The 24,927-nt window shown below is 71.4% G+C and carries 25 protein-coding genes; 7 read left to right on the forward strand and 18 right to left on the reverse strand.

The window, feature by feature from the left end:
• Position 1: 1 nt before the first annotated feature.
• The 6 genes from adh to ACFO6S_RS14930 form a co-directional block, all read right to left on the reverse strand.
• Positions 2–1,525, reverse strand: a complete 1,524-nt coding sequence (gene adh / locus ACFO6S_RS14905) for an aldehyde dehydrogenase (RefSeq protein ID WP_378418243.1) — start codon at positions 1,523–1,525, stop codon at positions 2–4.
• A gap of 143 nt (positions 1,526–1,668) precedes the next feature.
• On the reverse strand, positions 1,669–3,000 hold the full coding sequence (locus ACFO6S_RS14910; RefSeq protein ID WP_378418245.1) for a sigma-54-dependent transcriptional regulator family protein: 1,332 nt from the start codon (positions 2,998–3,000) through the stop codon (positions 1,669–1,671).
• Between the two features lie 87 nt (positions 3,001–3,087).
• Positions 3,088–4,554 carry a mycofactocin dehydrogenase MftG gene (gene mftG, locus ACFO6S_RS14915; RefSeq protein WP_378418247.1) on the reverse strand — a complete coding sequence of 489 codons (1,467 nt, stop codon included), beginning with the start codon at positions 4,552–4,554 and terminating at the stop codon, positions 3,088–3,090.
• Between the two features lie 5 nt (positions 4,555–4,559).
• Entirely contained in the window at positions 4,560–5,957 is a 1,398-nt protein-coding gene (mftF, locus tag ACFO6S_RS14920; RefSeq protein WP_378418249.1) for a mycofactocin biosynthesis glycosyltransferase MftF, read from the reverse strand.
• Between the two features lie 25 nt (positions 5,958–5,982).
• A complete protein-coding gene (mftE, locus tag ACFO6S_RS14925; protein WP_378418251.1) occupies positions 5,983–6,669 on the reverse strand; it encodes a mycofactocin biosynthesis peptidyl-dipeptidase MftE in 687 nt (228 codons plus the stop codon).
• 86 nt (positions 6,670–6,755) lie between these two features.
• Entirely contained in the window at positions 6,756–7,937 is a 1,182-nt protein-coding gene (locus ACFO6S_RS14930) for a thiolase family protein (protein WP_378418253.1), read from the reverse strand.
• Between the two features lie 225 nt (positions 7,938–8,162).
• On the opposite strand from ACFO6S_RS14930, the gene ACFO6S_RS14935 reads away from it, so the two are divergent.
• Both ACFO6S_RS14935 and ACFO6S_RS14940 read left to right on the forward strand, forming a co-directional pair.
• Positions 8,163–8,732 carry a hypothetical protein gene (locus ACFO6S_RS14935; protein ID WP_378418255.1) on the forward strand — a complete coding sequence of 190 codons (570 nt, stop codon included), beginning with the start codon at positions 8,163–8,165 and terminating at the stop codon, positions 8,730–8,732.
• An 85-nt stretch (positions 8,733–8,817) separates the two neighbouring features.
• Entirely contained in the window at positions 8,818–9,414 is a 597-nt protein-coding gene (locus ACFO6S_RS14940; RefSeq protein ID WP_378418257.1) for a hypothetical protein, read from the forward strand.
• Between the two features lie 24 nt (positions 9,415–9,438).
• Here the strand turns inward: ACFO6S_RS14940 and ACFO6S_RS14945 are convergent, their stop codons facing one another.
• The 6 genes from ACFO6S_RS14945 to mftA all read right to left on the reverse strand — a co-directional run bounded on the left by ACFO6S_RS14945 (position 9,439) and on the right by mftA (position 16,182).
• Positions 9,439–11,391, reverse strand: a complete 1,953-nt coding sequence (locus ACFO6S_RS14945) for a mycofactocin system FadH/OYE family oxidoreductase 2 (RefSeq protein ID WP_378418259.1) — start codon at positions 11,389–11,391, stop codon at positions 9,439–9,441.
• Positions 11,388–13,304 (reverse strand): mycofactocin system FadH/OYE family oxidoreductase 1, encoded by a 1,917-nt coding sequence (locus tag ACFO6S_RS14950; RefSeq protein WP_378418260.1) that lies wholly within the window; start codon positions 13,302–13,304, stop codon positions 11,388–11,390. The genes ACFO6S_RS14945 and ACFO6S_RS14950 overlap by 4 nt, the downstream gene beginning before the upstream one ends.
• A 13-nt stretch (positions 13,305–13,317) precedes the next feature.
• The gene (gene mftD / locus ACFO6S_RS14955; RefSeq protein WP_378418262.1) at positions 13,318–14,493 is read right to left on the reverse strand and encodes a pre-mycofactocin synthase MftD; all 1,176 of its coding nucleotides are present in this window, start codon (positions 14,491–14,493) and stop codon (positions 13,318–13,320) included.
• A 12-nt stretch (positions 14,494–14,505) separates the two neighbouring features.
• Positions 14,506–15,729, reverse strand: coding sequence for a mycofactocin radical SAM maturase (mftC, locus tag ACFO6S_RS14960; RefSeq protein ID WP_378418263.1), 1,224 nt, complete (start codon positions 15,727–15,729; stop codon positions 14,506–14,508).
• Between the two features lie 67 nt (positions 15,730–15,796).
• Complete coding sequence (gene mftB / locus ACFO6S_RS14965) at positions 15,797–16,099, reverse strand: mycofactocin biosynthesis chaperone MftB (RefSeq protein ID WP_378418265.1); 303 nt, start codon at positions 16,097–16,099, stop codon at positions 15,797–15,799.
• Positions 16,084–16,182 (reverse strand): mycofactocin precursor MftA, encoded by a 99-nt coding sequence (mftA, locus tag ACFO6S_RS14970; RefSeq protein WP_072842752.1) that lies wholly within the window; start codon positions 16,180–16,182, stop codon positions 16,084–16,086. Before mftA ends, mftB begins: the two co-directional genes overlap by 16 nt.
• A gap of 125 nt (positions 16,183–16,307) precedes the next feature.
• On the opposite strand from mftA, the gene mftR reads away from it, so the two are divergent.
• The 3 genes from mftR (at position 16,308) to ACFO6S_RS14985 (ending at position 19,070) form a co-directional block, all read left to right on the forward strand.
• Positions 16,308–16,937 carry a mycofactocin system transcriptional regulator gene (mftR, locus tag ACFO6S_RS14975; protein ID WP_378418702.1) on the forward strand — a complete coding sequence of 210 codons (630 nt, stop codon included), beginning with the start codon at positions 16,308–16,310 and terminating at the stop codon, positions 16,935–16,937.
• A gap of 230 nt (positions 16,938–17,167) precedes the next feature.
• The gene (gene mftR2, locus ACFO6S_RS14980) at positions 17,168–17,875 is read left to right on the forward strand and encodes a mycofactocin system transcriptional regulator MftR2 (RefSeq protein WP_378418267.1); all 708 of its coding nucleotides are present in this window, start codon (positions 17,168–17,170) and stop codon (positions 17,873–17,875) included.
• Between the two features lie 139 nt (positions 17,876–18,014).
• A complete protein-coding gene (locus ACFO6S_RS14985; protein ID WP_378418268.1) occupies positions 18,015–19,070 on the forward strand; it encodes a 2Fe-2S iron-sulfur cluster-binding protein in 1,056 nt (351 codons plus the stop codon).
• 9 nt (positions 19,071–19,079) lie between these two features.
• Here the strand turns inward: ACFO6S_RS14985 and ACFO6S_RS14990 are convergent, their stop codons facing one another.
• Positions 19,080–19,844 carry a DNA alkylation repair protein gene (locus ACFO6S_RS14990; RefSeq protein WP_378418270.1) on the reverse strand — a complete coding sequence of 255 codons (765 nt, stop codon included), beginning with the start codon at positions 19,842–19,844 and terminating at the stop codon, positions 19,080–19,082.
• A 109-nt stretch (positions 19,845–19,953) separates the two neighbouring features.
• On the opposite strand from ACFO6S_RS14990, the gene ACFO6S_RS14995 reads away from it, so the two are divergent.
• Entirely contained in the window at positions 19,954–20,325 is a 372-nt protein-coding gene (locus ACFO6S_RS14995; RefSeq protein WP_378418272.1) for an SPW repeat protein, read from the forward strand.
• An 85-nt stretch (positions 20,326–20,410) separates the two neighbouring features.
• Positions 20,411–21,061: a TetR/AcrR family transcriptional regulator gene (locus tag ACFO6S_RS15000; protein WP_378418274.1), complete on the forward strand. Its 651-nt coding sequence runs from the start codon at positions 20,411–20,413 to the stop codon at positions 21,059–21,061.
• A 36-nt stretch (positions 21,062–21,097) separates the two neighbouring features.
• Here the strand turns inward: ACFO6S_RS15000 and ACFO6S_RS15005 are convergent, their stop codons facing one another.
• The 5 genes from ACFO6S_RS15005 to ACFO6S_RS15025 form a co-directional block, all read right to left on the reverse strand.
• On the reverse strand, positions 21,098–21,865 hold the full coding sequence (locus ACFO6S_RS15005; RefSeq protein ID WP_378418276.1) for a glutamate racemase: 768 nt from the start codon (positions 21,863–21,865) through the stop codon (positions 21,098–21,100).
• Complete coding sequence (locus ACFO6S_RS15010) at positions 21,862–22,419, reverse strand: MarR family winged helix-turn-helix transcriptional regulator (RefSeq protein ID WP_378418278.1); 558 nt, start codon at positions 22,417–22,419, stop codon at positions 21,862–21,864. Before ACFO6S_RS15010 ends, ACFO6S_RS15005 begins: the two co-directional genes overlap by 4 nt.
• A 92-nt stretch (positions 22,420–22,511) precedes the next feature.
• Complete coding sequence (locus tag ACFO6S_RS15015; protein ID WP_378418280.1) at positions 22,512–23,735, reverse strand: NAD(P)/FAD-dependent oxidoreductase; 1,224 nt, start codon at positions 23,733–23,735, stop codon at positions 22,512–22,514.
• A 103-nt stretch (positions 23,736–23,838) separates the two neighbouring features.
• Positions 23,839–24,363, reverse strand: coding sequence for a twin-arginine translocation pathway signal (locus ACFO6S_RS15020; protein ID WP_378418282.1), 525 nt, complete (start codon positions 24,361–24,363; stop codon positions 23,839–23,841).
• Positions 24,360–24,902 carry a mammalian cell entry protein gene (locus tag ACFO6S_RS15025; protein WP_378418284.1) on the reverse strand — a complete coding sequence of 181 codons (543 nt, stop codon included), beginning with the start codon at positions 24,900–24,902 and terminating at the stop codon, positions 24,360–24,362. Before ACFO6S_RS15025 ends, ACFO6S_RS15020 begins: the two co-directional genes overlap by 4 nt.
• Positions 24,903–24,927: the final 25 nt, after the last annotated feature.

Consider the following 24,927-nt stretch of genomic DNA (forward strand, 5'->3'; position numbering starts at 1 on the left):
CTCAGAAGAAGCCCTGCGCCTTGGGCGCGTAGCTCACCAGCAGGTTCTTGGTCTGCTGGTAGTGGTCGAGCATCATGTGGTGGTTCTCGCGACCGATGCCGGACTGCTTGTAGCCGCCGAAGGCCGCGTGCGCGGGATACTGGTGGTACGTGTTGGTCCACACCCGGCCGGCCTGGATGTCGCGTCCCGCCCGGTAGGCAACGCCGCCGTCGCGCGACCACACTCCTGCGCCGAGACCGTAGAGCGTGTCGTTGGCGATCTCGATGGCCTCGTCGTAGTCCTTGAACGAGGTCACCGAGACGACGGGTCCGAAGATCTCCTCCTGGAAGATGCGCATCTTGTTGTTACCGGTGAACACGGTCGGCTGCACGTAGTAACCGCCTGCCAGGTCGCCGCCGAGGTCGGCCCGCTCGCCGCCGGTGATCAGCTGCGCGCCCTCCGCCTTGCCGATCTCGATGTACGAGAGAATCTTCTCGAGCTGGTCGTTGCTGGCCTGCGCGCCGATCATGGTGTCGGTGTCGAGCGGGTTGCCCTGGCGCACCGCCTTGGTCCGGATCGCGGCCATCGCGAGGAACTCGTCGAAGATGTCGGCCTGGATGATCGCGCGCGACGGGCAGGTGCAGACCTCGCCCTGGTTGAGCGCAAACATCGTGAAGCCCTCGAGCGCCTTGTCCTGGTAGTCGTCGTTGGCGGCGAGGACGTCGGAGAAGAAGATGTTGGGGCTCTTGCCGCCGAGTTCGAGGGTGACCGGGATCAGGTTCTGCGAGGCGTACTGCATGATCAGCCGGCCGGTGGTGGTCTCGCCGGTGAACGCGATCTTCTTGATCCGCGGGCTCGACGCCAGCGGCTTGCCCGCCTCGGTGCCGAAGCCGTTGACGATGTTGAGCACGCCGGCGGGCAGCAGGTCGCCGATGATGCCGATCAGGTGCAGGATCGACGCCGGGGTCTGTTCCGCGGGCTTGAGGACGATCGCGTTGCCTGCGGCCAGCGCGGGGGCCAGCTTCCACACGGCCATCAGGATCGGGAAGTTCCAGGGGATGATCTGGCCGACCACGCCGAGCGGCTCGTGGAAGTGGTACGCGACGGTGTCGCTGTTGATCTCCGACAGCGTGCCCTCCTGGGCGCGGATGGCGCCGGCGAAGTACCGGAAGTGGTCGATGGCCAGCGGGATGTCGGCGTTGAGGGTCTCGCGGATCGGCTTGCCGTTGTCCCAGGACTCGGCGAGTGCGATCGACTCGAGGTTCTGCTCCATCCGGTCGGCGATCTTGTTGAGGATGACCGCGCGCTCGGCGACCGAGGTCTTGCCCCAGGCGGGCGCCGCGGCGTGGGCGGCATCGAGGGCGAGCTCGATGTCCTCGGCGGTGCCGCGGGCGATCTCGCAGAAGTTCTCGCCGGTGACCGGCGTCGGGTTCTCGAAGTACTGGCCCTTCACGGGCGCTACCCACTGTCCGCCGATCCAGTTGTCGTAGCGGGACTGGAAGGACATCGCGGCATCCGGCGTGCCGGGGCGGGCGTACACAGTCATCGATGACTCCTCGTGTGTGTGCGGGGGCGCAGGCCCGGGCAGGTGCGCCGGGCCACGACCCTGGTGCTTGTGAAGCAAGAACAGGGGCTGTGATCCAGGACACTACGAGTCGGATGGTTGCAACTACGTTGCGTTCGTCGACGTCATCCGCCCAGTTTGCGGTCGAGCACCTCGACCCGGGCCCTGACCTGCGCGTACATCGGCGAGTCCGGCGCGATCGAGGACAGGTAGGCGGTCCACGAGGCGGCGTCCTCGCGGCCCTCGGGGGTCGACGTCCAGCGGGCCAGCTGCGCGGCGTCCCCGTCGCGCAGCAGTGCCGCCTGCATGCCGCTGCGCAGCTGCTCGCGGATGTCCTCGACGCCGGGCGCGACCGAACCCGGCAGCACCGGCCCACGGTAGGCGGCCAGGGCTGCCGCCGCGTCGCCCCGGTCGAGCGCGCGCCGCACCTCCCCGACGTCCGAGACCAGGTCCGCGAGCAGTCGGTACGGCCTCGACCCGAGGCCCTGCGCGCCGAACACCTTGCGCAGCCGGGACATCTCGGCCCGCACGGTCACCGAGTCCAGGTCCGACTCGTCGAGCAGCATCGCCAACTGGTCGGTGCTCAGGCCCTCCGGCCGGTCGGCGAGCAGCAGCAGGATCTCGGCGTGCCGCTGCGAGAGGGTCACCCGGTCGCCGTCTCGGACGAGGGTGGGCCGCTGCGACCCGAGAACCTGCAGACGAGGCGGTCCCGCGCCGAGCAGTCGGGGCGAGTTGAGCAGGTGCAGCCGCAACTCGGACTCCGCCGCTGCGACGGTGGCGCGGACCAGGGCCAGCACCTCCGGCACCGCGACCCGGGGGCCGCCGGTGATGTCGATCGCGCCGATGATCTGCCCGGTCATCGGGTCGTGCACCGGAGCCGCCGAACAACTCCAGTCGTGCACGGTGCGGCTGAAGTGCTCGGCCCCGAAGATCTGCACGGAGTGGTCGAGCGCGATCGCGGTGCCGGGCGCATTGGTCCCGACCCGCTCCTCGCTCCAGTCGGCGCCCTCCGCGAAGTTCATTGCCAGGGCGCGGTCCTTCGCCGCGGAGTCGCCCTCCACCCACAGCAGCCTGCCGCGGGCGTCGCTGATCGCCACCAGCAGTCCGGTGTCCGCGATGTCCTCGACCAGCAGCTTGCGCACCACCGGCCGGATCAAGGCCATCGGATGTGCGGACCGGTACCGCTCGAGTTCGTCGGCGCCGAGGTCGACGACGGCCTCGCGGCCGTCCGGGTCGACGCCCTTGCTCCGACTCCGCAGCCAGGAGTCGAGCACGACCGCGCGAACTCCGGGGCGGTCCGGGTCGCCGCCGCACGCTGTCCCGTCCACGATGGCCCCGTTCGCGAACGCGCCGTCCACGAACGAGCTGTGCGCATCCGAGTTCGTGCGGGCCAACTGCACGACATCGTCACCCGGTCGAACGGCCACCCAGGGGTTGCCGTGCGGCTGTCTGGTCACTCGGTCTCCTTCATGACGTCAGCCTTCACTGTAATCCCAATCACACGGCGATCGGCAAGGGAACACCTGGTCAGGCGTCCAGACTCGTCACATCTCGATAAAGCCGGCCACCCGCTCCGCGATCATCACGGCCGTGGCATGCGGCCCCCGGGAGGTGAGCTCCGGCATCACCGAGGTGTCGGCCAGCCAGAGCCCCTGCACCCCCAGCACCCGGCAGCGCTCGTCGACCACGTCACCGGGGTGCGCCCCACTGCCCATCCGGCAACTGCCCGACAGGTGCATCGACGTCCCGACTCCGGCGCGCATCGCCGCGGCGGCGGCGCCCGGTTCCGGCGGATCGAGCAACCCGGCGAACTCGTCCGATCGCAGCAGTCGCTCGGCGAGGTCGAGCCCGGCACGCAGCCCCGCGCGGTCCGCGGCCGTCCGCAGGTACCGGTACCGGACCAGCGGCGCGGCGGACGGGTCGGCCGAGCGCAGGACCACCTCGCCCCGACTGTCCGGGCGCATCAACGCCACCCCGAGCCGGCCGAGCGGATCCGACACACCGGGGATCGCCTCGCCGAAGGTGGCGGTGTACGGCCGCAACTCCACCGGCCCGGTGTCGAGTTCCGCCTCGAGCACCGCCTCCAGCAACGGTGTGGTGCTCCGATGCGGCAGCGGGCGGCGGCGATATCCGACGGTGACCTCCGGGTGGTCGGTGAATCCCCGGCCGACTCCCTGACGGTCCACCAGCACGTCGAGGCCGAGCTCCGAAAGCTCTTGCGCCGGACCGATACCCGAATGCATCAGCAGGTGCGGGGTGGCAACCGCGCCGCAGCACACCACCACCCGGTCCGCGTGCAGCGCCCACCCCCGCCCCTGCTCCTCCACCTCGACCCCCACCACCCGGGTACCGGCGAACAGCAGCCTGCGCGCGGTCGTTCCGGTGTGCACCCGCAGATTCGGCCGGGCCGGTCCGGCGCCGAGGTAGGCGTCGGCGGTGCTGACCCGCAGTCCCGACGCGGCATTGCGCGGCACCGGACCCACCCCGACGGCGTCGGGCTCGTTGAGGTCCGCCTGGTACCCGAACCCGGCCGAGGTGGCGGCCGCGACGAACGCGCGGCTGACCGGGTGCAGGTCCGCGGCGGGTGTTCGGGTGACGGGCATCGGTCCGTCGTCGCCGTGCCAGCGCCGCTCGCCCACCGGATCGGTCTCGAGTCGCCGGAAGTACGGCAGCACCGCCCGGTACGACCAGCTGGCGGGCCAGCGCTCGAAGTCGGCGGCCGTGCCCCGCACGAAGTACCCGCCGTTGACCGCGCCGGACCCCCCGAGCACCCGCCCCCGCGCCAGGGTCGCCGGGATACCCGGTTCGAGTTCCGCGGAGTAGGACCAGACAAGTTCGCTGCCGGGGCCCACCGGCAGCGTCCCGACCGGGCCCGGTGCCGGGGCGGGCGGACCGGCCTCCACCAGAACGACTGTGCAGTACGGGTTCTCGCTAAGCCTGGCCGCGACCACGCACCCTGCGGACCCGCCACCGACGACGATCACGTCGGCCACCGTCGCCGGGGCCGGCACGGGGGTCAGCCCTTCAGTCGCGGCGTCAGCGCGGCGAGGCTGCGGTCGCTGACCGCACCGCGCCAGAGCCCGGTTCCGTAGGCGACGTCGTCGAGTCGCTTGAACAGCACGTGCCGCACCGGTCCGAGGCCACCGGGCGCGCGATGCGTCCACCAGTCGGCCGCGCCCTCGGCGACGGCCACCGCGATCACCGCACGCCGAACCCGGGGCGACACCGCGGCGGCGAGCAGCGTCACCGGCCAGTAGTGCCTGCACATTGCCGACGCCAGCTGCCAGGCACCACCGACCAGACCCTGTGCCGCCATCACCGTCGCGACGCGGGTGGGCCGGTCCAGCTCACGGAAGGTGCGCCGGAGCCTGATCACGGTCACCGTCTGGGTGGCGACGGCGCCGAGCAGTCCCAGCCGGGTGCCGGTCGCCAGCAGGATCCAGGATCCCAGCGTCCACCAGGACATCGCGACCGGCGGCACCATCCCGGCATGCCGGGAGGCCAGCGGGGCGGCACTGGTTCCGTAGAACATCTTGCGGCCGAACCAATTTCGGAAAGAGACCCGGTGGTCGTGCGCGACCCGGGCGATCGGCTCGTAGCGCAGTCGCCAGCCGGCGTCGTGCAGGCGCCAGCACAGGTCCACGTCCTCGCCGACGTGCATCGCGGTGTCGAAACCACCGCAGTCGTCGAGTGCGACGCGCCGCACCACCATCGCGGCACTGGGCACGTAGGACACCGCGCCGCCGGCCCGCACCGGAGCCTCCTTGCCGCCCAGGTCCAGTGAGGACCGCGTGTGCTCGTACCGCGCGATGGCGCCGCCCTCCGGCGCCAGTGCGACGATCCGCGGGGCGACCATGGCCACCCCCGGGTCACTGAAGTGGCCGAGCATCGCGTCCAGCCACCCGGTCCGGGGCACCACGTCCGAGTCCAGCAGCGCGACGAACTCGGTCGTCACGGCGGCGATTCCGGTGTTGCGCGCCGCGGCCGGGCCGAGGGAGGTCTCGTGCCGGAGCACCTGGACACTGCCGCAGCCGTCGGTGACCGGCGGCGGCGTCACCGGGTGGTCGGAGCCGTCGTCGACGACGATGACCTCGAGGCCACGCAGCGCAGGCAGCAGCCGGTGGAGTCCCGCCGCGTTGTTCCGGAGCGGGATGACCACGGTGACGTCACGACTGGACGGCGAGCTCATCGGCCGGGGGTTGGCCACCCCGGAGTCGAGGAGGTGCCGCGCGACCGCCGCGGACTGCGGATCCACGACCTCGAGGTAACCGTCGCCGATCATCGCAGCGGCGTTGGGCGCAAGCTTGAGCATGCGGGTGGGCGTACCACCAATGAGGATCTTGCCCCCGGAGTAGGTGCGCACTCTCGGGTCGATCCGCACCCCGAATCCGTCGGGTAGTCGGGCTTGACGCATCAGGTGATCGTATTCGGATCTGCCCTCATCGCAACATCCCCTTGGCATCGGGTTCCCACCGGGCGACGGCGGCGCGGCACCGACCCACCAGCTCATCGAACAGACGTTCGCCTTCCGCCGCGCTGGACGCGGTCGGGTCACCGAGCACCCCGTTGGGGCTGACCGCGGCGACGCCACCGGCACGCAGCGCAGGCAGGATCTCCGCAATCGGCCGCAGGTCCCCCGGCTCGGCCCGGTCCAGGCGCACCTCGGAAGGCGAAAGATGCAGCAGTAGCGAGGTTTCGGTGCGCCCGGCGTGCGCGTCCGCCCCCGGTACCGCGCACGGCACCCAGGCCACGTCCCGGCCCTCGTAACGCAGCAGCGCGACGGCCTCGGCCAGCGCGGGCGCATTGCCGCCGTGCCCGTTGACGAGCAACACGCGCGGCGCCCAGCGACACGCCGACCGGCCGTACTCGGTCACCACCGCCCGCAACGCCTCGGCGCCGAGCGAGACCGTCCCGGCGAACGCCTCGTGCTCGCCACTGGCGCCGTACGCGATGGCCGGGGCGAGGGCGAACCCCGGCAGCGCCGCGGCGACGGCGGACGCGATCCGGGTGTCGGTGTCGAGCGGCAGGTGCGGGCCGTGCTGTTCGAGCGCGCCGACCGGCACCGCGAGCGCGGGCCGGCGCTCGCCGACCTCCGGCCAGGTGGCGTCGGCGAGGTGGTGGGGCATCAGCTGATGCTAGCGCCGATGCCCCACCTCCCTGTCGGGCCGTATGGCACCCGACGGGCATCCGTCCGTCGGGCGGGTCGGCTGTGTCAGACCCGCCGGAAGAGGGCCGCCAGGGCCTGACCGCCGCCGATGCACATCGTGACGACACCGAGTTCCAGGTCGCGGCGCACCATGTCCTTTGCCACCCGCAGGGTGAGGATCGCACCGGTGGCGCCGACCGCGTGGCCGAGCGCGATCGCACCGCCGTAGGGGTTGGTCTTCTCCGGGTCCAGGCCCGCGTCGCGGATGGTCGCGATCGCCTGCGAGGCGAAGGCCTCGTTGAGCTCCACCACTCCGATGTCGGCCGGGGTGGTTCCGGTCTGCTCGAACAGGTTCCGCAGCGCCAGCACCGGGGCGTAGCCCATCAGTTCCGGCTCCAGCGCGCCCGTCGCGACGGCCTCGATGGTCACCAGTCCGGACAGGCCCTTCGCCTCGGCCGCGGACGCGGTGGCCAGCACCAGCGCGCCTGCGCCGTCGTTGATGCCCGACGCGTTGCCTGCGGTGACGGTGCCACCGGAGACGAAGGCCGCGCGCAGCTTGCCGAGGGTCTCGACGGTGGTGCCCGGCTTGGGGTGCTCGTCGACCTCGACCGTGACCGGCTTGCGCCCGCCGATCTCGACCGGGGTGATCTCCTCGGCGAAGGCGGCCTTGGCGGCGGCGGTGGCGGCCCGGCGCTGCGACTCGGCGGCGAACTCGTCCTGCTCGAGGCGGCTGACGCCGTACTTGGTGGCAACGTTCTCGGCGGTCACGCCCATGTGCACGTTGTGGAACGGGTCGGTGAGCATGCCGACGGTGCCGTCCACCAGGGTGCGGTCACCCAGCTTGTAACCGCTGCGTGCGGCGAAGTCGTAGAACGGCATCCGGGACATGTTCTCGTCGCCGCCCGCGAGGGCGAAATCGACTCCGCCCCAGCGCATCTGCATCGCTGCCGACCACACGGCCTGCAGGCCCGAGCCGCACAGCCGGTTGACGGTATAGGCAGGCGCGGAGACCGGGAGTCCGGCGGCCAGCGCCACCCGCCGCGCGTTGTAGGCGTCGGGTCCGACCTGACCGATGCAGCCCATGACCACCTCGTCGATGTCCTCCGGAGCCACACCGGCGCGCGCGAGCGCGGCCCGCGCCGCCGTTGCGCCCAGCTCGTGCGCGGGTACGTCCTTGAACGCGCCGCCGAAGCTGCCGACCGGGGTACGGGCCCCGTCCACGATGACAATGGGCTCGGGAGAACTCATCACACACTCCATCCGTCGTCGGTGACCGGCGTCACCTTCAATCGCTGCGGACCCGGCGGCCGTCCGTCGGATCCCGGCCTGCTGGCCGGGCATAGCTTTACCCGGCGGCCCGGTGGCCCGCAAATGACCGTCCGCCTCTCCGCCCCGGCCGGACCGGACGCGACATTCGGTCGGCCCGAGGCGTGGCCCGGGCCGAACCCGTGGCCAGGGGTGAACAATGGGGCCGTGGCCAAGGACCAGAGCGATCCGACGACGATCATGCTCGTTCGGCATGCCGAACGCCCCGACGAGGACGGCGGTTCCGATCCCGGGGTCGACGCCGACGGCACCCGGTGCACCGAGTCCCTCACCGCGACCGGTTGGCGACGGGCCGCCGCGCTGGCCGACCTGTTGGCACCCGCCGACGGCGAACCGGACCCGCCGCTCGTGCGGCCGCGGGCGCTGTTCGCCTCGACACCCAGCCGGAAGAACGGCAGCAAGCGGTCCCTGCAGACGGTCACGCCGCTGGCGACCAGGCTCGCCGTCGAGGTGAACACGCTGTTCGGGCGCGCCGACGTGAAGGACCTCGCCAAGGAGGTTCGCCGAGCCCAGGGGCCCGTGCTGATCTCGTGGCAGCGCGAGTACCTGCCCGACATCGTCGCGGCGCTCGGTCTCGCGGACCGAGCAGTACCAGATCCGTGGCCCGAGCACCGGTACGACGTGGTGTGGGTGCTGACACCCACACCGGACGGCGAGTGGAACTTCGGCCAGGCGCCGCAGCGACTCCTGCCCGGGGACGCGGGCACCGGAATCTGACGCGACCCGTCGCATCCCACGACACCGCACCCTCGGCGCTTCACGGATTGCGTTGCTCCCGAATGTCACAGGAGGACAGATGGTCATGGCACGGATGCCCCTCGCGGGTTTCGGTCTGGTCAACTTCGAGCTGATGCTGCTGCGACGGATGGACGACCACCAGCCGACTCTCGTCTCGGGTGCGTTGAAGAACCTCGGCAAGAGCGGTACCGACGCCCGCGCCGCTCATGCGCAGTGGCAACGGGGACTGCGCAGCGGCTTCCCGGACGGCGCCGCCAGGTACCGAATGGCCCTCGGCCGCCCCGACTTCACCGGGACCCGGTCCACCGCCCTCGGCGGCGACCTGGCGGTGGAGGGCTGGACCATGCCGCTGTGGCCGGGCCTGCAGTTCCAGATCACCTTCGGCCCCGGCGGCGAGGTGATCGACGAACGACTGGTCCGCGCCGAAGACTCCCGCTCACTGACCGGCACCGCACCGACGATCACCGAACCCGCGGACCTGCGGCCGTGGCTGGTGACCATCGACGACCTCGAGCGCACCTGCGGCCCCGTCCGCTTCCGGATGTCGGCAGGCACGGTGCCCAGCCACGCCACCGCCGAGTTCACCGTCCCGGACGGCACCGCCTGCGAGGCCCAGTTCAGTTGGGGCCTGCTCCAGAAGGCCGCGGCCAAGGCCGAGTGAGAGTCCGAGGCCACGGGATCGGTCCTACAGGGCGACTGCGACCCGGTGGCCCTCGACCACCGCGGCATCGGCCCGCCGCGGCGCCAGCGCGTCACCGATCCGGTGGACCTCGATGTCGCCGCCTGCCAGTTCCCGCCACAGCTCGGTCACCGGATCCTGGTGCACCGAGCACACCACCGCGTCCACCACGACCTCTCGGGTGACTCCGGTCGGATGGTGCAGCAGGCTCACCCGCACGCCCCCGGCGTCGGCCGTCGCGGACATCGGGACCACGTCGGTCCACGAGTCGATGCCGAGCCGGTGGGCGCGTGCCCGCCAGCCCTCCAGGTCCAGGGTCAGGCCCAGGTCCTGCCCCACCACCATGGCGTTGGTCGCGACGGTGACCCGGCAGCCGCGCTCCGCCAGCAGTTCCGCCGTCGAGGTGCCCTGATGGAAACCGAGTTCGTCGACCAGCAGAATCCTGCCGGTGGGCGCGAACCGGCCCTCGAGCACGTCCCGGACGTCCACCACCGCGGTCAGGTCGCCCGCCCACGGGGGGCGTCGGGGCCGGGCACCGGTGGCAAGCAGCACCGCGTCGGGACGCTCCGCGCGCAGCATCTCCGCCGTCGCGGTGGTCCCGGTCCGGACGTCGACACCGGCCCGCGCGCCCTGCGCGGTCAGTACCCGCACCATCTCCAGCAGTTCCGCGCGGCCGGCCCCGACCGCGGCCGTGCGGACCTGACCGCCGAGCAGTTCGCCGCTCTCGAACAGCGTCACCCGGTGGCCGCGCTCGGCCGCGGTCGCCGCCGCCGCCAGCCCGGCCGGTCCGCCGCCGACCACGCACACCCGCAGGCCCCGCCGAGGCGGCATCGGCAGCGGCACCGATTCCCTTCCGGCCCGGGGGTTCTCGACGCAGCCGAGCCACCGGTTCAGCCCCACCCGTCCGACGCACTCCTGGTTGCAGGACAGGCAGGTCCGGATCTCCGCCGCCGCACCGGCCGCCGCCTTCGCCGCGAAGTCCGGGTCGGCGATCTGCCCGCGGACCACCCCGACCAGGTCGCAGTGCCCCTCGACGAGCGCCCGCTCCGCCTGCTCGGGGCCGGTGAACCTGCCGACGCCGACCACCGGGAGCCGCACTCGCCGCCGGATCGCGCTGGGGATGAACAACGAATAGCCCCGCGGTACCGCCATCGACGCCTCGATCAGGTGCAGGCTCTCGGTTGCCATGCCGATCGAGGTGTTGAGGTAGTCGACCAGCCCGGTGGCCTCGACCATCGCGGCGACCTCCACCGCCTCGTCGAGGTGGATCCCGCCGGCGATCCCCTCCTCGCCGGTCAGCCGGACGCCGAGCACCAGTTCCGGTCCGAGCGCGGCGCGCACCGCCGCCACCACCGCGAGCAGCATCCGCGCCCGGTTGGCCAGCGATCCGCCGTACCGGTCGGCTCGCCGGTTCGCATCCGGCGAGAGGAAGGCCCGCAGGATCGAGGACTGCGAGCACTGGATCTCGACGCCGTCGAAGCCGCCGAGCCTGCAGTGCTCGGCGACCCGCGCGTAGCCCGCGACCAGTTCGGCGATCTCGGCCTCGTCGACGGCCTTGGGCACCTCCCGGAACAGCGGGTCCGGGATCGGGCTGGGCGCCCAGACCGGCAGTCCGGTGTACATGCCGGTGCCCTGGCCGCCGTTGTGGTTGAGCTGGGCGAGCACGACCGCGCCGTGTTGGTGCACGGCCTCGGTGATCCGACGGTAGCCGTCCACGACCTCGGGCCGGTACCCGGCGATCAGCTTCTCGTAGGGCCGGTCGGTCGGGTGGACGCAGTGTTCCTCGGTGATGACGAGTCCGGCGCCGCCCCGGGCACGGGCCGCGTAGTAGGCGGCGTGCTGGGCGGTGGGCAGGCCGTCGACCGCGCTGTTGGTCAGGTGCGCGGCAAACACCACCCGGTTGCGCAGGGTCACCGGCCCCAACCGCAGCGGGCTCAGCAGCAGCGGATACCCGCTCATCGGGCGCCCAGCTCCACGGCCAGCGCCCGACCCTCGCGAACCGCCTCGGCGACCGTGCGCGGGGCGACGGCGTCGCCTGCCCGCAGGGTGACCTCCGGCCGGTGCAGTGCGTCGGCGGGCAGACCCGGCGAGCAGTCCACGACGACCGCGGCCGACACCGAGCGGCGGGCCCCCGTGTGCACGTCCTCGATCTCGGCGGCCGCCGCGCCGACGGAGCGGATCCGCGAGTACAGGTGCCGGGTCACGTCGGCGCGTTGCAGCCGGACATTGGCCGCGGCCAGGTCGCCGGTGCGACCGAGCCGGGTGCCCACCACCGGGTCTCCGGTGAGCAGCGAGACGCTGCGCCCCTGTGCGGCAAGCCATTCCGCCACCGCCACCGCCACCGGTCCGCCGATCGGGTCGAACACCAGCACCGGGCCGTCGGGTAGACGGCACCCGCCGAGCACCGCCGACGCCGGGACGATCGCCGCCTCGGCGTCGCAGTCGCCGTCCCAGGGTCGCGTGCTGCTGCCCGTCGCGAGCACCACCGCCTCGCCCGCGCGAACGGCCGCGTCCAGGTCCGCGGCCGACGCCTCCCTGCCGGTGGAGATTCCGACCCCGAGCCGTCGGCAGCGCGCCTCGAGCCAGTCGGTCAGCTCGGTGAACCGTTCCCGGCCTGCCCCGACCGCGGTTGCCGCGATCATGCCGCCGAGCCGTTCGGAGCGCTCGACCAGCCGCACCCGGTGGCCCCGCTCGGCCAGCGTCCGGGCCGCCTCCAGCCCCGCCGGGCCGCCGCCGACCACCAGCACCGATCTCGGGTCAGGTTGCGGCACAGCAGTTTCGATAACCTCGCGACCCGCCTCGGGATTGCCGATACAGCCCACCGGTGGATTCATCGGGTCCCGGACCAGACAGGCCTGGTTGCAGAGCACGCAGGGCCGCGGCCGGTCCCCCGCCCGGACCGTTGCCACCAGGTCCGGGTCGGCGATCTGGGCGCGGGTCATCTCGACGACGTCGGCCACGCCGTCGTCGAGTGCGAGCTGAGCGGCGTCCGGGTCGACGAGGCTGCCCTGCAGGACCACCGGAACCGCGCCACCGACCGCGGCCCGAATCCCGCCGCACAGCCCCGCATTGAACGCCTGCGCGGTGTGCGAGTCCGGTCGGTACTGTCCGGTCGACATCGGGCCGCCCCGCACCACCACCAGCAGATCCAGCGAATCCGCAAGAGCGCGTGCGTGCCCGGCGGCGACCTCTGGCGTCACGCCGGCCCACGGGGCCGCCTCGTCACAGCTCAGGCGCAGCGAGAGGACTCGGTCCGGACCGAGTTCGGCGCGGACCGCGGCGAGCACCTCCCGGGTCAGCAGCAGCCGATCGGCGCCGTACTCGTCGGACCGGGTGTTCGTCAGGCCGGAGTGGAACTGTCGCAGGAGCGCCCGCGGGCCCGCGTCGATCTCGACGCCGTCCACCCCCGCGGCGCGGGCGATGCGGGCGGCGGCAGCGAATCCCGCTACCACCGAATCGATCTCGGACCGCTCCATCTCCATCGGCATTTCCCGGGTCACCACGTCCGCGACGGGCGAGGGCGCCCACAGCGCCGACTGCGAGTAGGCGCTCGAGCCCTGTGCGCCGGTGTGGCCGAGCCCGGCGAGCACCAGCGTTCCGTGCGGGCGGCAGGCGTCGACGACGGCCCGCCAGCCCGGCCCGCAGTCGGCCGCCAGCGGGGCCCGCTCGTACGGCCAGTCGCCGCGATGCACGGACGCCGTCTCGGTGACCACGACGCCGGCACCGCCCCGGGCCCGACTGGCGTAGTACGCGACGTGTGCGGCGGACAGCGTGCGTCCGACAGCGAGGTTCGTCTCGTGCGGACCGAAGATCACCCTGGCCGGTGCGGTACGCCCAGCCAGGGTGATCGGTTCGGTGAGCCGTATCGTCACGGCCCGCGGCGTTCTAGACGCCGAGGTCGCGGCGGAAGTCGGCCGGGATCACCAGGTCGGACGGGGACAGGTCCGCGATCGACGAGTGCCCGAGACCCAGCACCGCGGAGTCGATGCCGCTGCGCAGGATGTCCAGGACGTTCTCGACGCCTGCCTGGCCGTTGGCCGCCAGGCCCCAGAGGTAGCCGCGACCGATCATCACGGCCTTGGCGCCGAGTGCGACGGCCTTGACGACGTCGCTGCCCCGGCGGATGCCGCCGTCGAGCAGCACCTCGAGGTCGTCGCCGACCGCCTCGGCGATCGCGGGCAGCGCCCGGATCGGCGCCGGGGTGCCGTCGAGGTTGTTGCCGCCGTGGTTGGAGACGGAGATCGCCGAGCAGCCGGCGTCGACGGCGCGCTTGGCGTCGTCGACCCGCATGACGCCCTTGAGCATGAACGGCCCGCCCCACTGCTCGCGCAGCCAGGCGACGTCCTCCCAGGTCGGCAGCGGGGTGCCCATCCACTCGCCGTACGCGCCGAAGAAGGTGGGCGCGGCCTGGCCGGGCTTGATCAGGTTCGGCGTGGTCAGGTCCGGGACCTTGCCGGTCTTGGCGAACTCCCACAGCCAGCTCGGCTTGGTGATGGCGCTGGGCGCGTTGTCGATCATCGCCTTGAGGCTCATCTTCTCGGGGATGGCGGGGCTGCCCCAGTCGCGGCCCATCGAGAAGGACCAGTCCAGGGTCATGATCAGCCCCGTGGCGCCGGCCGCGCGGGCCCGCTCCATCCGCTGAACCAGGGTGTCGCGGTCGCCCACCCAGTACATCTGGAAGAACGTCTGCGGGTTGGCCGCGGCGACCTCCTCGATGGACTTGCTGGCGAACGAGCTCAGCCCCATCGCAACCCCGCGGGCGGCGGCCGCACGCGCGACGGCCACCTCGCCGTCGGGGTGCACGGCCTGCACGCCGGTGGGCGAGATCAGCACGGGCATCGAGATGGGCTGCCCCATGACCTCGGTGGCCATCTCCCGCTTGTCGTGCAGCCCCGCCACGTGCGGCGCGAAGCCGAGCTCGCTGAAGGCCGCGATGTTGTCGTCGACCGTCAGCCCCTTCTCGGACCCGGCGACCAGCGCCATGTAGACGGGCTTCGGCAGCCGCTTCTTGGCGCGTCGCTGCGCCTCTGCCACCGTTTCGAACCAGGCGTTCTTAGCCATGAAGAGAATCCTCTATTCCATTCCCGCGAGCGGGTTTTCGTCACAGATCTTGGCCGGGGGACGCATCATCAGCGTCAGCGGGACCGAGGCCCGAGGGGTCTTTCGCTGTCCGGTACGCGAGTGGTCCACGTGCGACTTCGGCAGCTCGCCGCGGTCGGCGGCCAGCGCGGCCTCCCCGTTCCCGATGACGCACTCCGGGTCGGGGCCGTCCATCGGCAGGCCGGTGAAGAACTTCGCGGCCATGCAGCCGCCACGGCAGGCGTCGTAGTGGTTGCACTTGGTGCACGCGCCGCCGGTCTGCGGCGAGCGCAGGTCGGCGAACAGCTCCGAGTTCTGCCAGACGTGCTGGAAGCCGCCGTCGGACACGATGTTCCCGGCGAGGAACTGCTCGTGGATCGCGAACGGGCAGGCGTACACGTCACCGACGGGGTCGATCAGGCACACCACGCGGCCGGCGCCACACAGGTTGAGCCCGGGCAGTGCGTCGCCGTAGGCGGACAGGTGGAAGAACGAGTCGCCGGTCAGGACGCCCTCACCGTTGGCAACCAGCCAGTCGTAGAGCTCGCGCTGCTGACCGGCGGTCGGGTGCAGTTCGTCCCACACGTCGGCGCCGCGACCGGACGGCCGCAGCCGGGTGATCCGCAGCGTGGCGTCGTACCGGTCGGCGAGTGCCTTGAAGTCGTCGAGCTGGGAGACGTTGTGACGGGTGACGACGACCGAGATCTTCGCGTCCTTGAACCCGGCCTCCTTCAGGTTCTCCAGGGCACGCACGGCCATCGCGAACGAACCGGGCCCGCGGACCGCGTCGTTGACCTCCGCGGTGGCGCCGTCGAGGGAGATCTGCACGTCGACGTAGTCACTCGAGGCCAGTCGCTCGGCGACCTTCTTGTCGATCTTCACGCCGTTGGTGGAGAACTTCACGCCGACCTGGTGGTCGGTGGCGTAGTCGACCAGCTCCCAGAAGTCCGAGCGCACCGTCGGCTCGCCGCCGCCGATGTTCACGTAGAACACCTGCATGCGCTGCAGTTCGTCGATGATCGACTTGCACTGCTCGGTGGAGAGCTCGTTCGGGTCGCGGCGACCCGACGAGGAGAGGCAGTGCACGCACGAGAGGTTGCAGGCGTAGGTCAGTTCCCACGTCAGGCAGATGGGGGCGTCGAGTCCGAGTTCGAACTGGTCGACCAGTCGGCCGACGGGTGCGGGTCCGGTCGCGGGGCGATCGAGCGTGGAGGTCATGGGCTGGGTGTCCTCGCAAGGAGAGAAGAGTTTCGGTGACGCACGAAGGGCTGCGTCGGGGGCAGCATCAGGCTGCGGACGTCGCACCGGCCGGGGCCGGCACGATCATCTGCGACTCGACCAGGGTGGCCAGGGCGCGCGCGTAGGTGTCCACCTGGGCATCGTCGACCCCGGCGGCACGGATTGCGGTCCGCGCGTCGGGATGCTCCGCCAGCGAGGTGACGATGCCGACGATGGTGACGTTCTTCAGGAACGAGAGCTTCCTGGTGCCGAAGTGGTAGAGCAACGCCCCGAATGGCTCGGGGCGAAGCGCCACCTGCGGGTGGAGTGCCCACCCGGTGTCCAGATTCACGGTCAGTACACGCCGCACATGCCGTCGATCGAAACCTCTTCCACGAGCGACTCCTGGACGAGCTCCGTCTCGGCAACGGCGTTTTCGCGATGGTCGGCCATCTGGCTTACCTCCTGTGTCAGGGTGAGCGGCGGTCGCAGCGAGGATGCTGTGACTCGGCTCACCACACTAATGGCATCGAGTGCATAATGAAAGCCAGGAGGCGAAATTTGTGGCAGTGCCCAGCATGACAAGCGGCCGGACCGGCAGACGGCCGGCGACGACGCGCGCCCAGATCAGCGCCGTCGGGATCGAACTGTTCGCCAGCCACGGGTTCGAGGAGACCAGCGTGGACCAGGTGGCCGAGGCCGTCGGCATCGCCCGCCGGACCTTCTTCCGCTACTTCCCGTCCAAGAACGCCGTGCCGTGGGGCGACTTCGACCACCACCTGTCCGACATGCGCGCCCTGTTCGCCACCCTGCCCGACGACATCCCGCTGGCCGAGGGCCTGGTGACCGCACTGCTCGAGTTCAACAAGTTCCCCGCCGATGTCGCGCCCCTACATCGGAGCAGGATGGAGATAATCCTGAAAGCTCCTGCGCTACAGGCCTATTCGATGGTCATGTACAACGGCTGGCGCGAGGTCGTCGCCGAGTACGCGGCCGCCCGGCTCGGGCTTGCACCCTCGGACCACCTGCCGCGCACCATCGGCTGGATGGTGCTCGGCGTCGCCCTGTCCGCGTACGAGCAGTGGCTCACCGACGACTCCCTGATCCTGACCGACCTGCTACGGGACGGCGGCGCGACGCTCGCCGACGGCATCGGGTCGCTCACCACGTCGACGGCGGGCAAGATCGACCAACTTCCGCAGAGCTGACACTTCTTCACCCGCCAGGTCGTAAAATGGACATCGGGGCCGACGCCCGTCGACTCCTCGCGCACCAGACTCCATGCGCACCCATCTCGGGTCGCATCGTCGGGACCCGTGCCACAGTCGGCTCGGGCCGCAGCTGATGGGACCCGGACTCGAGACCCGGACTGCATGTCGCCGGACTACCTGCCTCCGAACTGCACGTCCGAGCCCCGGGTGAGATATCCGAGGGCGTGATGACGGACAAGTCCGTGATCCTGGGACGGCCTGCCGGCCGGAACACCGCCGGCAAGTCCCCGGTGTCCCGGAACTCCGACGGCAAGTCCCCCGCGGCCGGCCCCCCGCACGGCAACCTCTCCGAAGAGGAGATCGTCGCGGCGGCCCTGCGCGTGGTGCACGAGGACGGACTCGACAAGCTCTCCATGCGCAGGCTCTCCCGCGAGCTCGGCGTCTCGGCGATGGCTCCGTACTACTACGTCTCCGACAAGCGCGAGCTGCTCGACCTGGTCGCCACCGCCGCGCTCGCCGGTATCGCCGCCCCGGACCGCGACGGCGACTGGCAGACCCGGCTGCGGACCCTGATCGATCAGATCGACGACCGGCTCGCCCGGTACCCCGGCCTGGGCGAGGTACTGCTCGAGCAGATGCTGCGCACGCAGCGGCACCTGGTCGAGATGGTGATGGAGATCCTCTTCGACGCGGGGTTCTCCGAGCGGAACGTGCTCGTCGCCTACGGGGCGATCCACACCTACCTGTTCGGCCGCAGCGGCATCGCCAACCAGGAGCCCTCGATCCCCGACCGGTCGACACTGCCGGAGGTCATCGCCCGTGCCGTTCGGCACCTCGACAAGGTGCACGCCCGGGACTTCTACCGCTTCGGCGCCGAGACCCTGATCTCGGGACTGGGCGTGCAACTCGACCGACAGCGTTCCGTATCCTTGTGAGCTGATGTATCCCGCTCGCCGGGAACCGACCGGTGCGAATTACCATCCTGCTGGTTCGATGGTTCCTGCTACATTTGAGAACTAGAACACGTTTCAGATCGACCGCTGAGAATCAGATTCACCCTGAGAGGATCCACCGATGACCGCTGTTGACGTGCCGCACAGCTCCAGGTCCGTTGTGCTCACCGTGTCCGGGGTCGTCGAGGAGACCTCCGACGCGCGCTCGTTGGTCTTCGCGGTCCCGGAGGAACTGCGCAGCAAGTTCGAGTACAAGCCCGGACAGTTCCTGACGCTGCGCATCCCGAGCGAGCGGACCGGCTCGGTTGCCCGCTGCTACTCGCTGGCCAGCTCGCCGTTCACCGATGCCGAGCCCAAGGTCACCGTCAAGCGCACCCCCGAGGGCTACGGCTCCAACTGGCTCTGCGACAACGTCAAGGTCGGCGACACCATCGAGATGCTGGCGCCGTCCGGCGTCTTCACACCGAAGTCGCTCGACCACGACTTCCTGCTCTGGGGCGCAGGCAGTGGCATCACCCCGGTCATGTCGATCCTGAAGTCCGCGCTCACCGAGGGCTCCGGCAAGGTCGTGCTGGTCTACGCCAACCGTGACGAGAAGTCGGTGATCTTCCGCGACGAGCTGCGCGGCCTCGCCGCCGAGTACCCGACCCGCCTCACCGTCATCCACTGGCTGGAGAGCGTGCAGGGTCTGCCGACGCCGGACCAGCTCGCCACCCTGGCCACGCCCTTCGGCGGCTACGAGTCGTTCATGTGCGGCCCCGGCCCGTTCATGGACACCGTGCACAAGGCGCTGGCCGAGGCCGGCGTCCCGCGCACCCAGGTGCACGCCGAGGTGTTCAACTCCCTCGCGGGCGACCCGTTCCAGGACGTCGAGCTGGAGGAGGTCACCGAGGAGGAGGCCGCCGACGCCGCCACCGTCGAGGTGCAGCTGGACGGCGAGACCCACCAGATGAGCTGGCCGCGCAAGCAGACCCTCGTCGACATCATGCTGGCCAAGGGCCTGGACGTGCCGTACTCCTGCCAGGAGGGCGAGTGCGGGTCCTGCGCCTGCACCGTGCTCGAGGGCAACGTGGAGATGGGCAACAGCGAGATCCTCGACCCCGAGGACATCGCCGCCGGCTACATCCTCGGCTGCCAGGCCCGCCCGGTCTCCGACCACCTCAAGATCGAGTTCTGACCGGCGGCACTACCCGCCATTCGGGGCACTGCCCCTCGATGCACCCAGTCGACGCCCGCGCCGGTACCCGGCGCGGGCGTCCGCGTCGAGGTGTTCGGTGGCGTAGCTGAGCGCGGTGGCCCCCATCTGCGCGGCGTGGCGGTCCAGGAACCCGGTCAGCAGCGTCCGGTCCACCCGCTTGCCGACCTCGCGGAGCATCCAGCCCAGCGCCTTCTGGGTGAGGTCCCGACGGTCGCCGAGCAGCCGCGGCGCCAGCTCCAGCGTGGTCGACGCGTCGCCACGCCGGATGAACCCGAAGGTCGTCAGCAGCGACACCCGGCGCCGCCACAGGTCGTCATCGGCGCCCAGGGTGAAGACCAGGTCCCGGGGCCGGTCGTAGAGCCAGCCGCCGAGTATCCGCTCGGCGGAGCCGTCGACCAGGTCCCAGTTGTTCACCCGTCCGCGCAGCACCGCGGCCAGGTAGAAGTCGGCGATCCGCTCCCGTTCCGCCTCGTCTCGCGTGCGTACCGCGCCTGCGCGTTCGAAGCGACCGACCAGGATCAGCAGCGCGGCCAGTCGGTGCTCGTGCACCGGGCTGTCGAGCAGCGCGTCGACCTCCGGCAGTGGCAGGTCCGCGAACCGCGTGGCGACCTTCCGGGTGGCGGGCACCCGGACCCCGATGAACACATCGCCCTCGCCGTAGTCACCGGGACCGGTCTTGAAGAACCGCTGGAACTGCCGCGCGTCGCCCGCGTCCGCCACCTCGGCCAGGGCCCTGACCACCTCGTCGCGCATGCCCCACAGCGTCCCACGAGGACCAGGTCGGCGCATGGTTCCGGCCATTGACCGGCCGGTCAATCAGGGCTATACCGGAGTCAGGAGTTCCCTCGTCGAGGAGGCAGAGATGAAGGTCGAATGGTCTCGGTGGCAGGACTGGGCCGCCGTGGTGATCGGTGCGTTCGTGGCGCTCTCGCCGATCTGGGTCGACACCAACAGCGCCGCACGGTGGTCGATGATCGTGCTCGGCGTGCTGGTGGCCGTGGCCGGACTCGCCAACCTGGCATCGCCCGGCACCGAGATGGTCGTCTGGGCGATGGGCGTGCTCGGCGTGCTGATGTTCCTGAGCCCCTGGGTCACCGGCTTCTCGCACCTGGCGGGTGCCTCGTGGACCTCGTGGGTCGGTGGCGTACTGACCGTCGGGGTGGCGATGGCGGCGCTCCCGGAAAGCTCCCGGCTGCACATCGGACACGGTGGCGGACTGGCGGCGCACCACTGACCGAAGTACACCGCACCGCAATGGGAGGAACCACCCGGTGGGGCGAGCACCGCTGCTCGCCCCACCCCTACGTTCGGAGGTACCCATGCCGGGTCCGCGTCCGCGCCGCACGGCCAGCGTGGACGGCGACGCGAGGAAGCTGATCCTCGACGCCGCCGAGGAACTCTTCGCCGCGCGGGGCTTCGACGCCACCGCCACGGCAGCCATCGCCGCACGGGCCTGCGTGCCCAAGGGGCTGGTCTTCTACTACTTCCCCACCAAGGAGTCGCTGCTGACGACGCTGGTCACCGAGCGCCTGCCCGCCGACCCGCTCGCCGACGTCGCCGAACTGGTGGTCACCGGAGAACCGGAGTCGACGCTGGTGAACCTCGACGCCGCACTGAACCTGCGCGATCACCATTCCTCGGTGATGCGTGTGATCATCTGGCGCGAGGCCGACACCCATCCCGCGGTACGCGAGCACCTCCGGCGGCTGCGCAGCTACCTGCACGACGCCACGATCGAGGTGCTGCGGGCGAGCTCGCCGTTCACCGCGTCCAACCGGGCTCTCGACTCCAGCGCCACCGCCTGGGTGGCCGCGATGTTCGCCGCCGCCAGCGTCGAGAGGCTGCGCGACCTCGACGAGCTGGCCAAGGGCCGCGCCGAGGACCTGCGCGAGGTCGCGCGACTGGTGGTCGCGGGGCTGCGCCAGCTCAGCGGGGTCGGAGCTCCCGGGGCGCAGGCGGCCGGCGCGTAGCGGGCGGGGAGCCGGACCGCCCGGCCGGCGGATCGACTAGGTCCGGTGCGCGGCGCCGAGCAGGCGGCCCGCCTCGTAGTCGAGGGCACTCGCGGGCAGCTCGCCGGGAATGCCGCTGAGCAGGACCGACACCGCGCCGGTCCCCGCGCCGGTCCTGCCGAGCGCGTCGATCCGCCGCAGCGTCTGCGCCGCCACCGCCTCCGCGCTGTCGAACAGCCGGACACCGGCGGGCAGCGTGGCCACGATCTCCGTCTCGACGAGCGGGTAGTGCGTGCAGCCGAGCACGACGGCGTCGCAGTCCGCCGGGGTGCGCGCGACCGCGTCGGCGATCGCGGCACTGACCCGTGCGGGGTCGCCGAGGTCGATCGCGTCGGCCAGACCGTGACACGGCACCCCGACGACGGTGGCGCCGTTGCCGAATCGTGCGATCAGGTCGGCCTGGTAGTCGCTGGCGGTGGTGGCCGCCGTCGCCCAGATCGCCACCGACCTCGACGCGGCGGCCGCCGGCTTGATCGCGGGCACCGTGCCCACCACCGGGACGCCGGGCCCGAGTCGCTCGCGGACGTGCTCGAGCGCGGTGACGCTGGCGGTGTTGCAGGGCAGCACGACGACCTCGGCGCCGAGTCCGACCGCCCGCTCGGCGGCCTCGACGACCCGCGTGATCACCCAGTCCCGCGGCTTCGGCCCCCACGGCGCGCCCTCGGGGTCGAGGCAGAGCAGCAGGTCCAGGTCGGGACGGAGCCGCCGCAGCCACGCCGACGTGGGCAACATCCCCAGTCCGGAGTCGATGAGCGCAACGATCACTGCGCCAACCTGTCGCCGCGCCCGACCCGACGCTCCGCACGGTCCGGTTCCGCCGCCACGGCCGCACCGATCGCGCAGAGGAAGCGGTCCACCGTGGCGCGCTCGTCGGCGTCGAAGTCGGTCATCGCCGAGTCCACCCGCCCTACCAGCGGGGCGAAGTACGACCACCCGAGGTACCGGGCCTGTTCCTGCACCCGCAGCAGCACCCGGCGCCGGTCCCCCGGGTCGGCGGCCCGCACCAGGTGACCGGCTCGCTCGAGCCGGTCGAGCAGCGCGGTGGTCGCCGCCGAGCCCAGACCGAGCTGCGCGGCGAGCCAGCCCGGCGTCGCAGGCAGCTTCGCGCGGTCGGCGTCGAGGAGCACGACCAGCGCCCGGAGATCGGTGGCGTGCAGCGCATTTCGTTCGGCGAAGACGGCACCGAGCTGGTCCAGGTCCGCGGCGAGTGCGCGCAGCCGGTGCACGAGCGCGAGCGCGGCGGCGGCGCCCGCCGTGCTCTCGCCCTGTTGGCCGGGCCTGTCCACGCCCAGCCTGCCTGCGGCCCGTCTACCGGTCACCCAGTCACCCCAGAGATCTCTCGACAGAAACTTATTTCGACTGTCGAGATTATTGCATCCCGAGACAGGAGCCGAGGCGACGCTCCCCCGGATCAGACTCCGGCGGGCTCGAGCACGTCCGCGATCGGCACGCGGGCAACGATGTTCGCCCGCATCTTCATGACCCGACCGGCGAGACCGGCACCGACCACCGCGGACAGTGCCCCGTCGCGCTCGTAGTAGGCCAGGAACTTGCGCCCGTCGTCGCGGACCACGTGCACGGTGTCGGTCGCCAGCGGCTCGCCGAGGGCCTGCACCTTGATGTCGTACTGGTCGCTCCAGAAGTACGGCACCTGCTCGCCTGCCGGCGACTCGCCGCCGACCAGGGCGTAGGCCAGCACCTTGGCCTGCTCTCCCGCGTTGGTCCAGTGCTCGACTCGACGCTGGCTCCCGTCGTGATGGCGCCATGCCGCCACGTCGCCGACGGCCCACACGTTCGGGTCGCTGGTGCGGCCGAACTCGTCGGCGAGGACCCCGCCACCGGCCGCGCGGTCGGCCAGCGCCACCCCGGAATCCGTCAGCCACTCGGTGACCGGAACCGAACCGATGCCGATGACGACCAGGTCGGCAGCGACCTCGGTCCCGTCGCTGAGCACGGCCCCGCGCACCCGGCCCTCGCCGAGCAGGCCGGTCAGTCCGGTGCCGGTGCGCACGTCGACGCCCTCGGCGGTGTGCAGTCGACCGACCAGCGCGCCGACCTGCGGGCCGAGCACCGACGCGAGCGGAGCGGGCTGCGGCTCGACCAGGATCACCTCGAGCCCGGACTTGCGCATGCTGGCGGCGAGTTCGCAGCCGATGAATCCCGCGCCCACCACCAGCGCGGTGCGGCCCGGAGCGAACTCGGCGCGCAGCGCGAGGGCGTCGTCGAGGGTCCGCAGCACGTGGACGCCGTCGAGTTCGGGCAGTCCGGGGATGCGCCGCGGGACGAGCCCGGTGGCGATCACCAGATGGTCGTATCCGATGCTCGAGCCGTCGGCCAGCGCGACGCTGCGCGCGGCGGTGTCGAGCGCGACCGCCGGGGCGCCGAGGCGCAGTTCGATGCCGTGCTCGTCGAAGAACTCCGCGGGCTTGAGGCTGACGTCGTCGCGTTCCCCGCGGACCACCTCCTTGGAGAGCGGCGGCCGGTCGTAGGGCGGGTGCGACTCGGCACCGAGCAGCACCAACTCGCCGTCGTACCCGGCTTCCCGCAGTTCCTCCGCGGTCCGCAGCCCGGCCAACCCGGCACCCACGACGACGACGCGGGCGCCGCCCGTTCCACTGCCTCGCTCGACATTCATCCCGCTCAACCTCTCACGCCCGATACGTCCGTTACGTCCGCGACCGCACGCGGCCGTGCACCAGTAAACCAAACTGACACACGTTCTAGTAGTGCGACGCCCGTCAGCCTGCGTCGAATCGCGAGATGAGCCACTGGTCGTCGACCCAGCTCAGTTCCACCCGGGCCCCGACCGATGCCGTGACCGGTTCGGGGCGATCCGCCGACGTGCTGGTCTGAGTGAGGAACACCAGAGCCACCGCGGAGTCGGCGTCGAACGAGCCGATTCCGGTGTCGGTGACGCTCGCGTGGGTACTGATCTTCTGCTCCCGCGCGGCCGGCACGAGCACCGACTCCGCGACCCTCCCGTAGTAGTCCTTGAACTCGCCGGTGAGCCGCTGCCCGGCCGCGGCCAGATCGGCGGCAGTGGTCTCCGGCGTGTAGGTCAGCAGCGCCACGGCGCCGTCGGCGGCGGCCTCGGCGGCCTCGGCCCGGGCCCGGTCGTCGGTCCGTCGATCGGGCAGGTACACCGTCCGGTACAGCACCCCGGCGACGAGCGCGAGCACCAGCGCGGCCGCCAGGAGGATCGCCTGCCACGGCCTGCGCCTTTGCGTCGCCTCCGGATTGCCCCGCGTCGAACCGCCGCTCATGCCACGAACTCCAGACCCGACATCTTGAACCGGTCGCCCACCTTCTCCATCGTGACCCGCAACCGGAGCGTCCGGGCCTGGTCCTGGGCACCGGCACTGTTGGACACCTTCGAGGTCAGCTGCACGAGCACCGTCGAGGTGTCACCGTCCTGCGACTCGATACCCGCCTCGGCCTCCTGGCCGGTGGTGCTGACCTGCGCCCGCTTGACCACCTCGAGGTACCCCTGCGAGCGTTCCTCGAAATCGTCCCGGAACTGGCCGGTCGACGCGGCCAGCACCCGCTGCACGTCGTCCTCCGCATGCGCGTGGTCGACGGTGCTGACGGCAATCGCGCCGTCCCTGGCCGCACGGAGGATCTCCTCGCGTTCGGCCTGCCGCTGGGTCGCCGAGTGGTGCTGCCAGAGCATCACCCCGCTCAGGGACGCCAACACCAGGCAGGTCAACACGAGCAGCGCCGTCACGATCACCCGGACCCGACCACCGTGGTGGCCGGGCGCTGCGGCGCGATCGGGCTCCGCCTGGCCCTGGGTTTGCCCCATCTTCTTCAATCCTTACCTCTCGCCG

This window comes from Rhodococcus kronopolitis, assembly GCF_042654025.1.
GTDB classification, from domain to species: Bacteria; Actinomycetota; Actinomycetes; order Mycobacteriales; family Mycobacteriaceae; genus Rhodococcus_G; species Rhodococcus_G kronopolitis.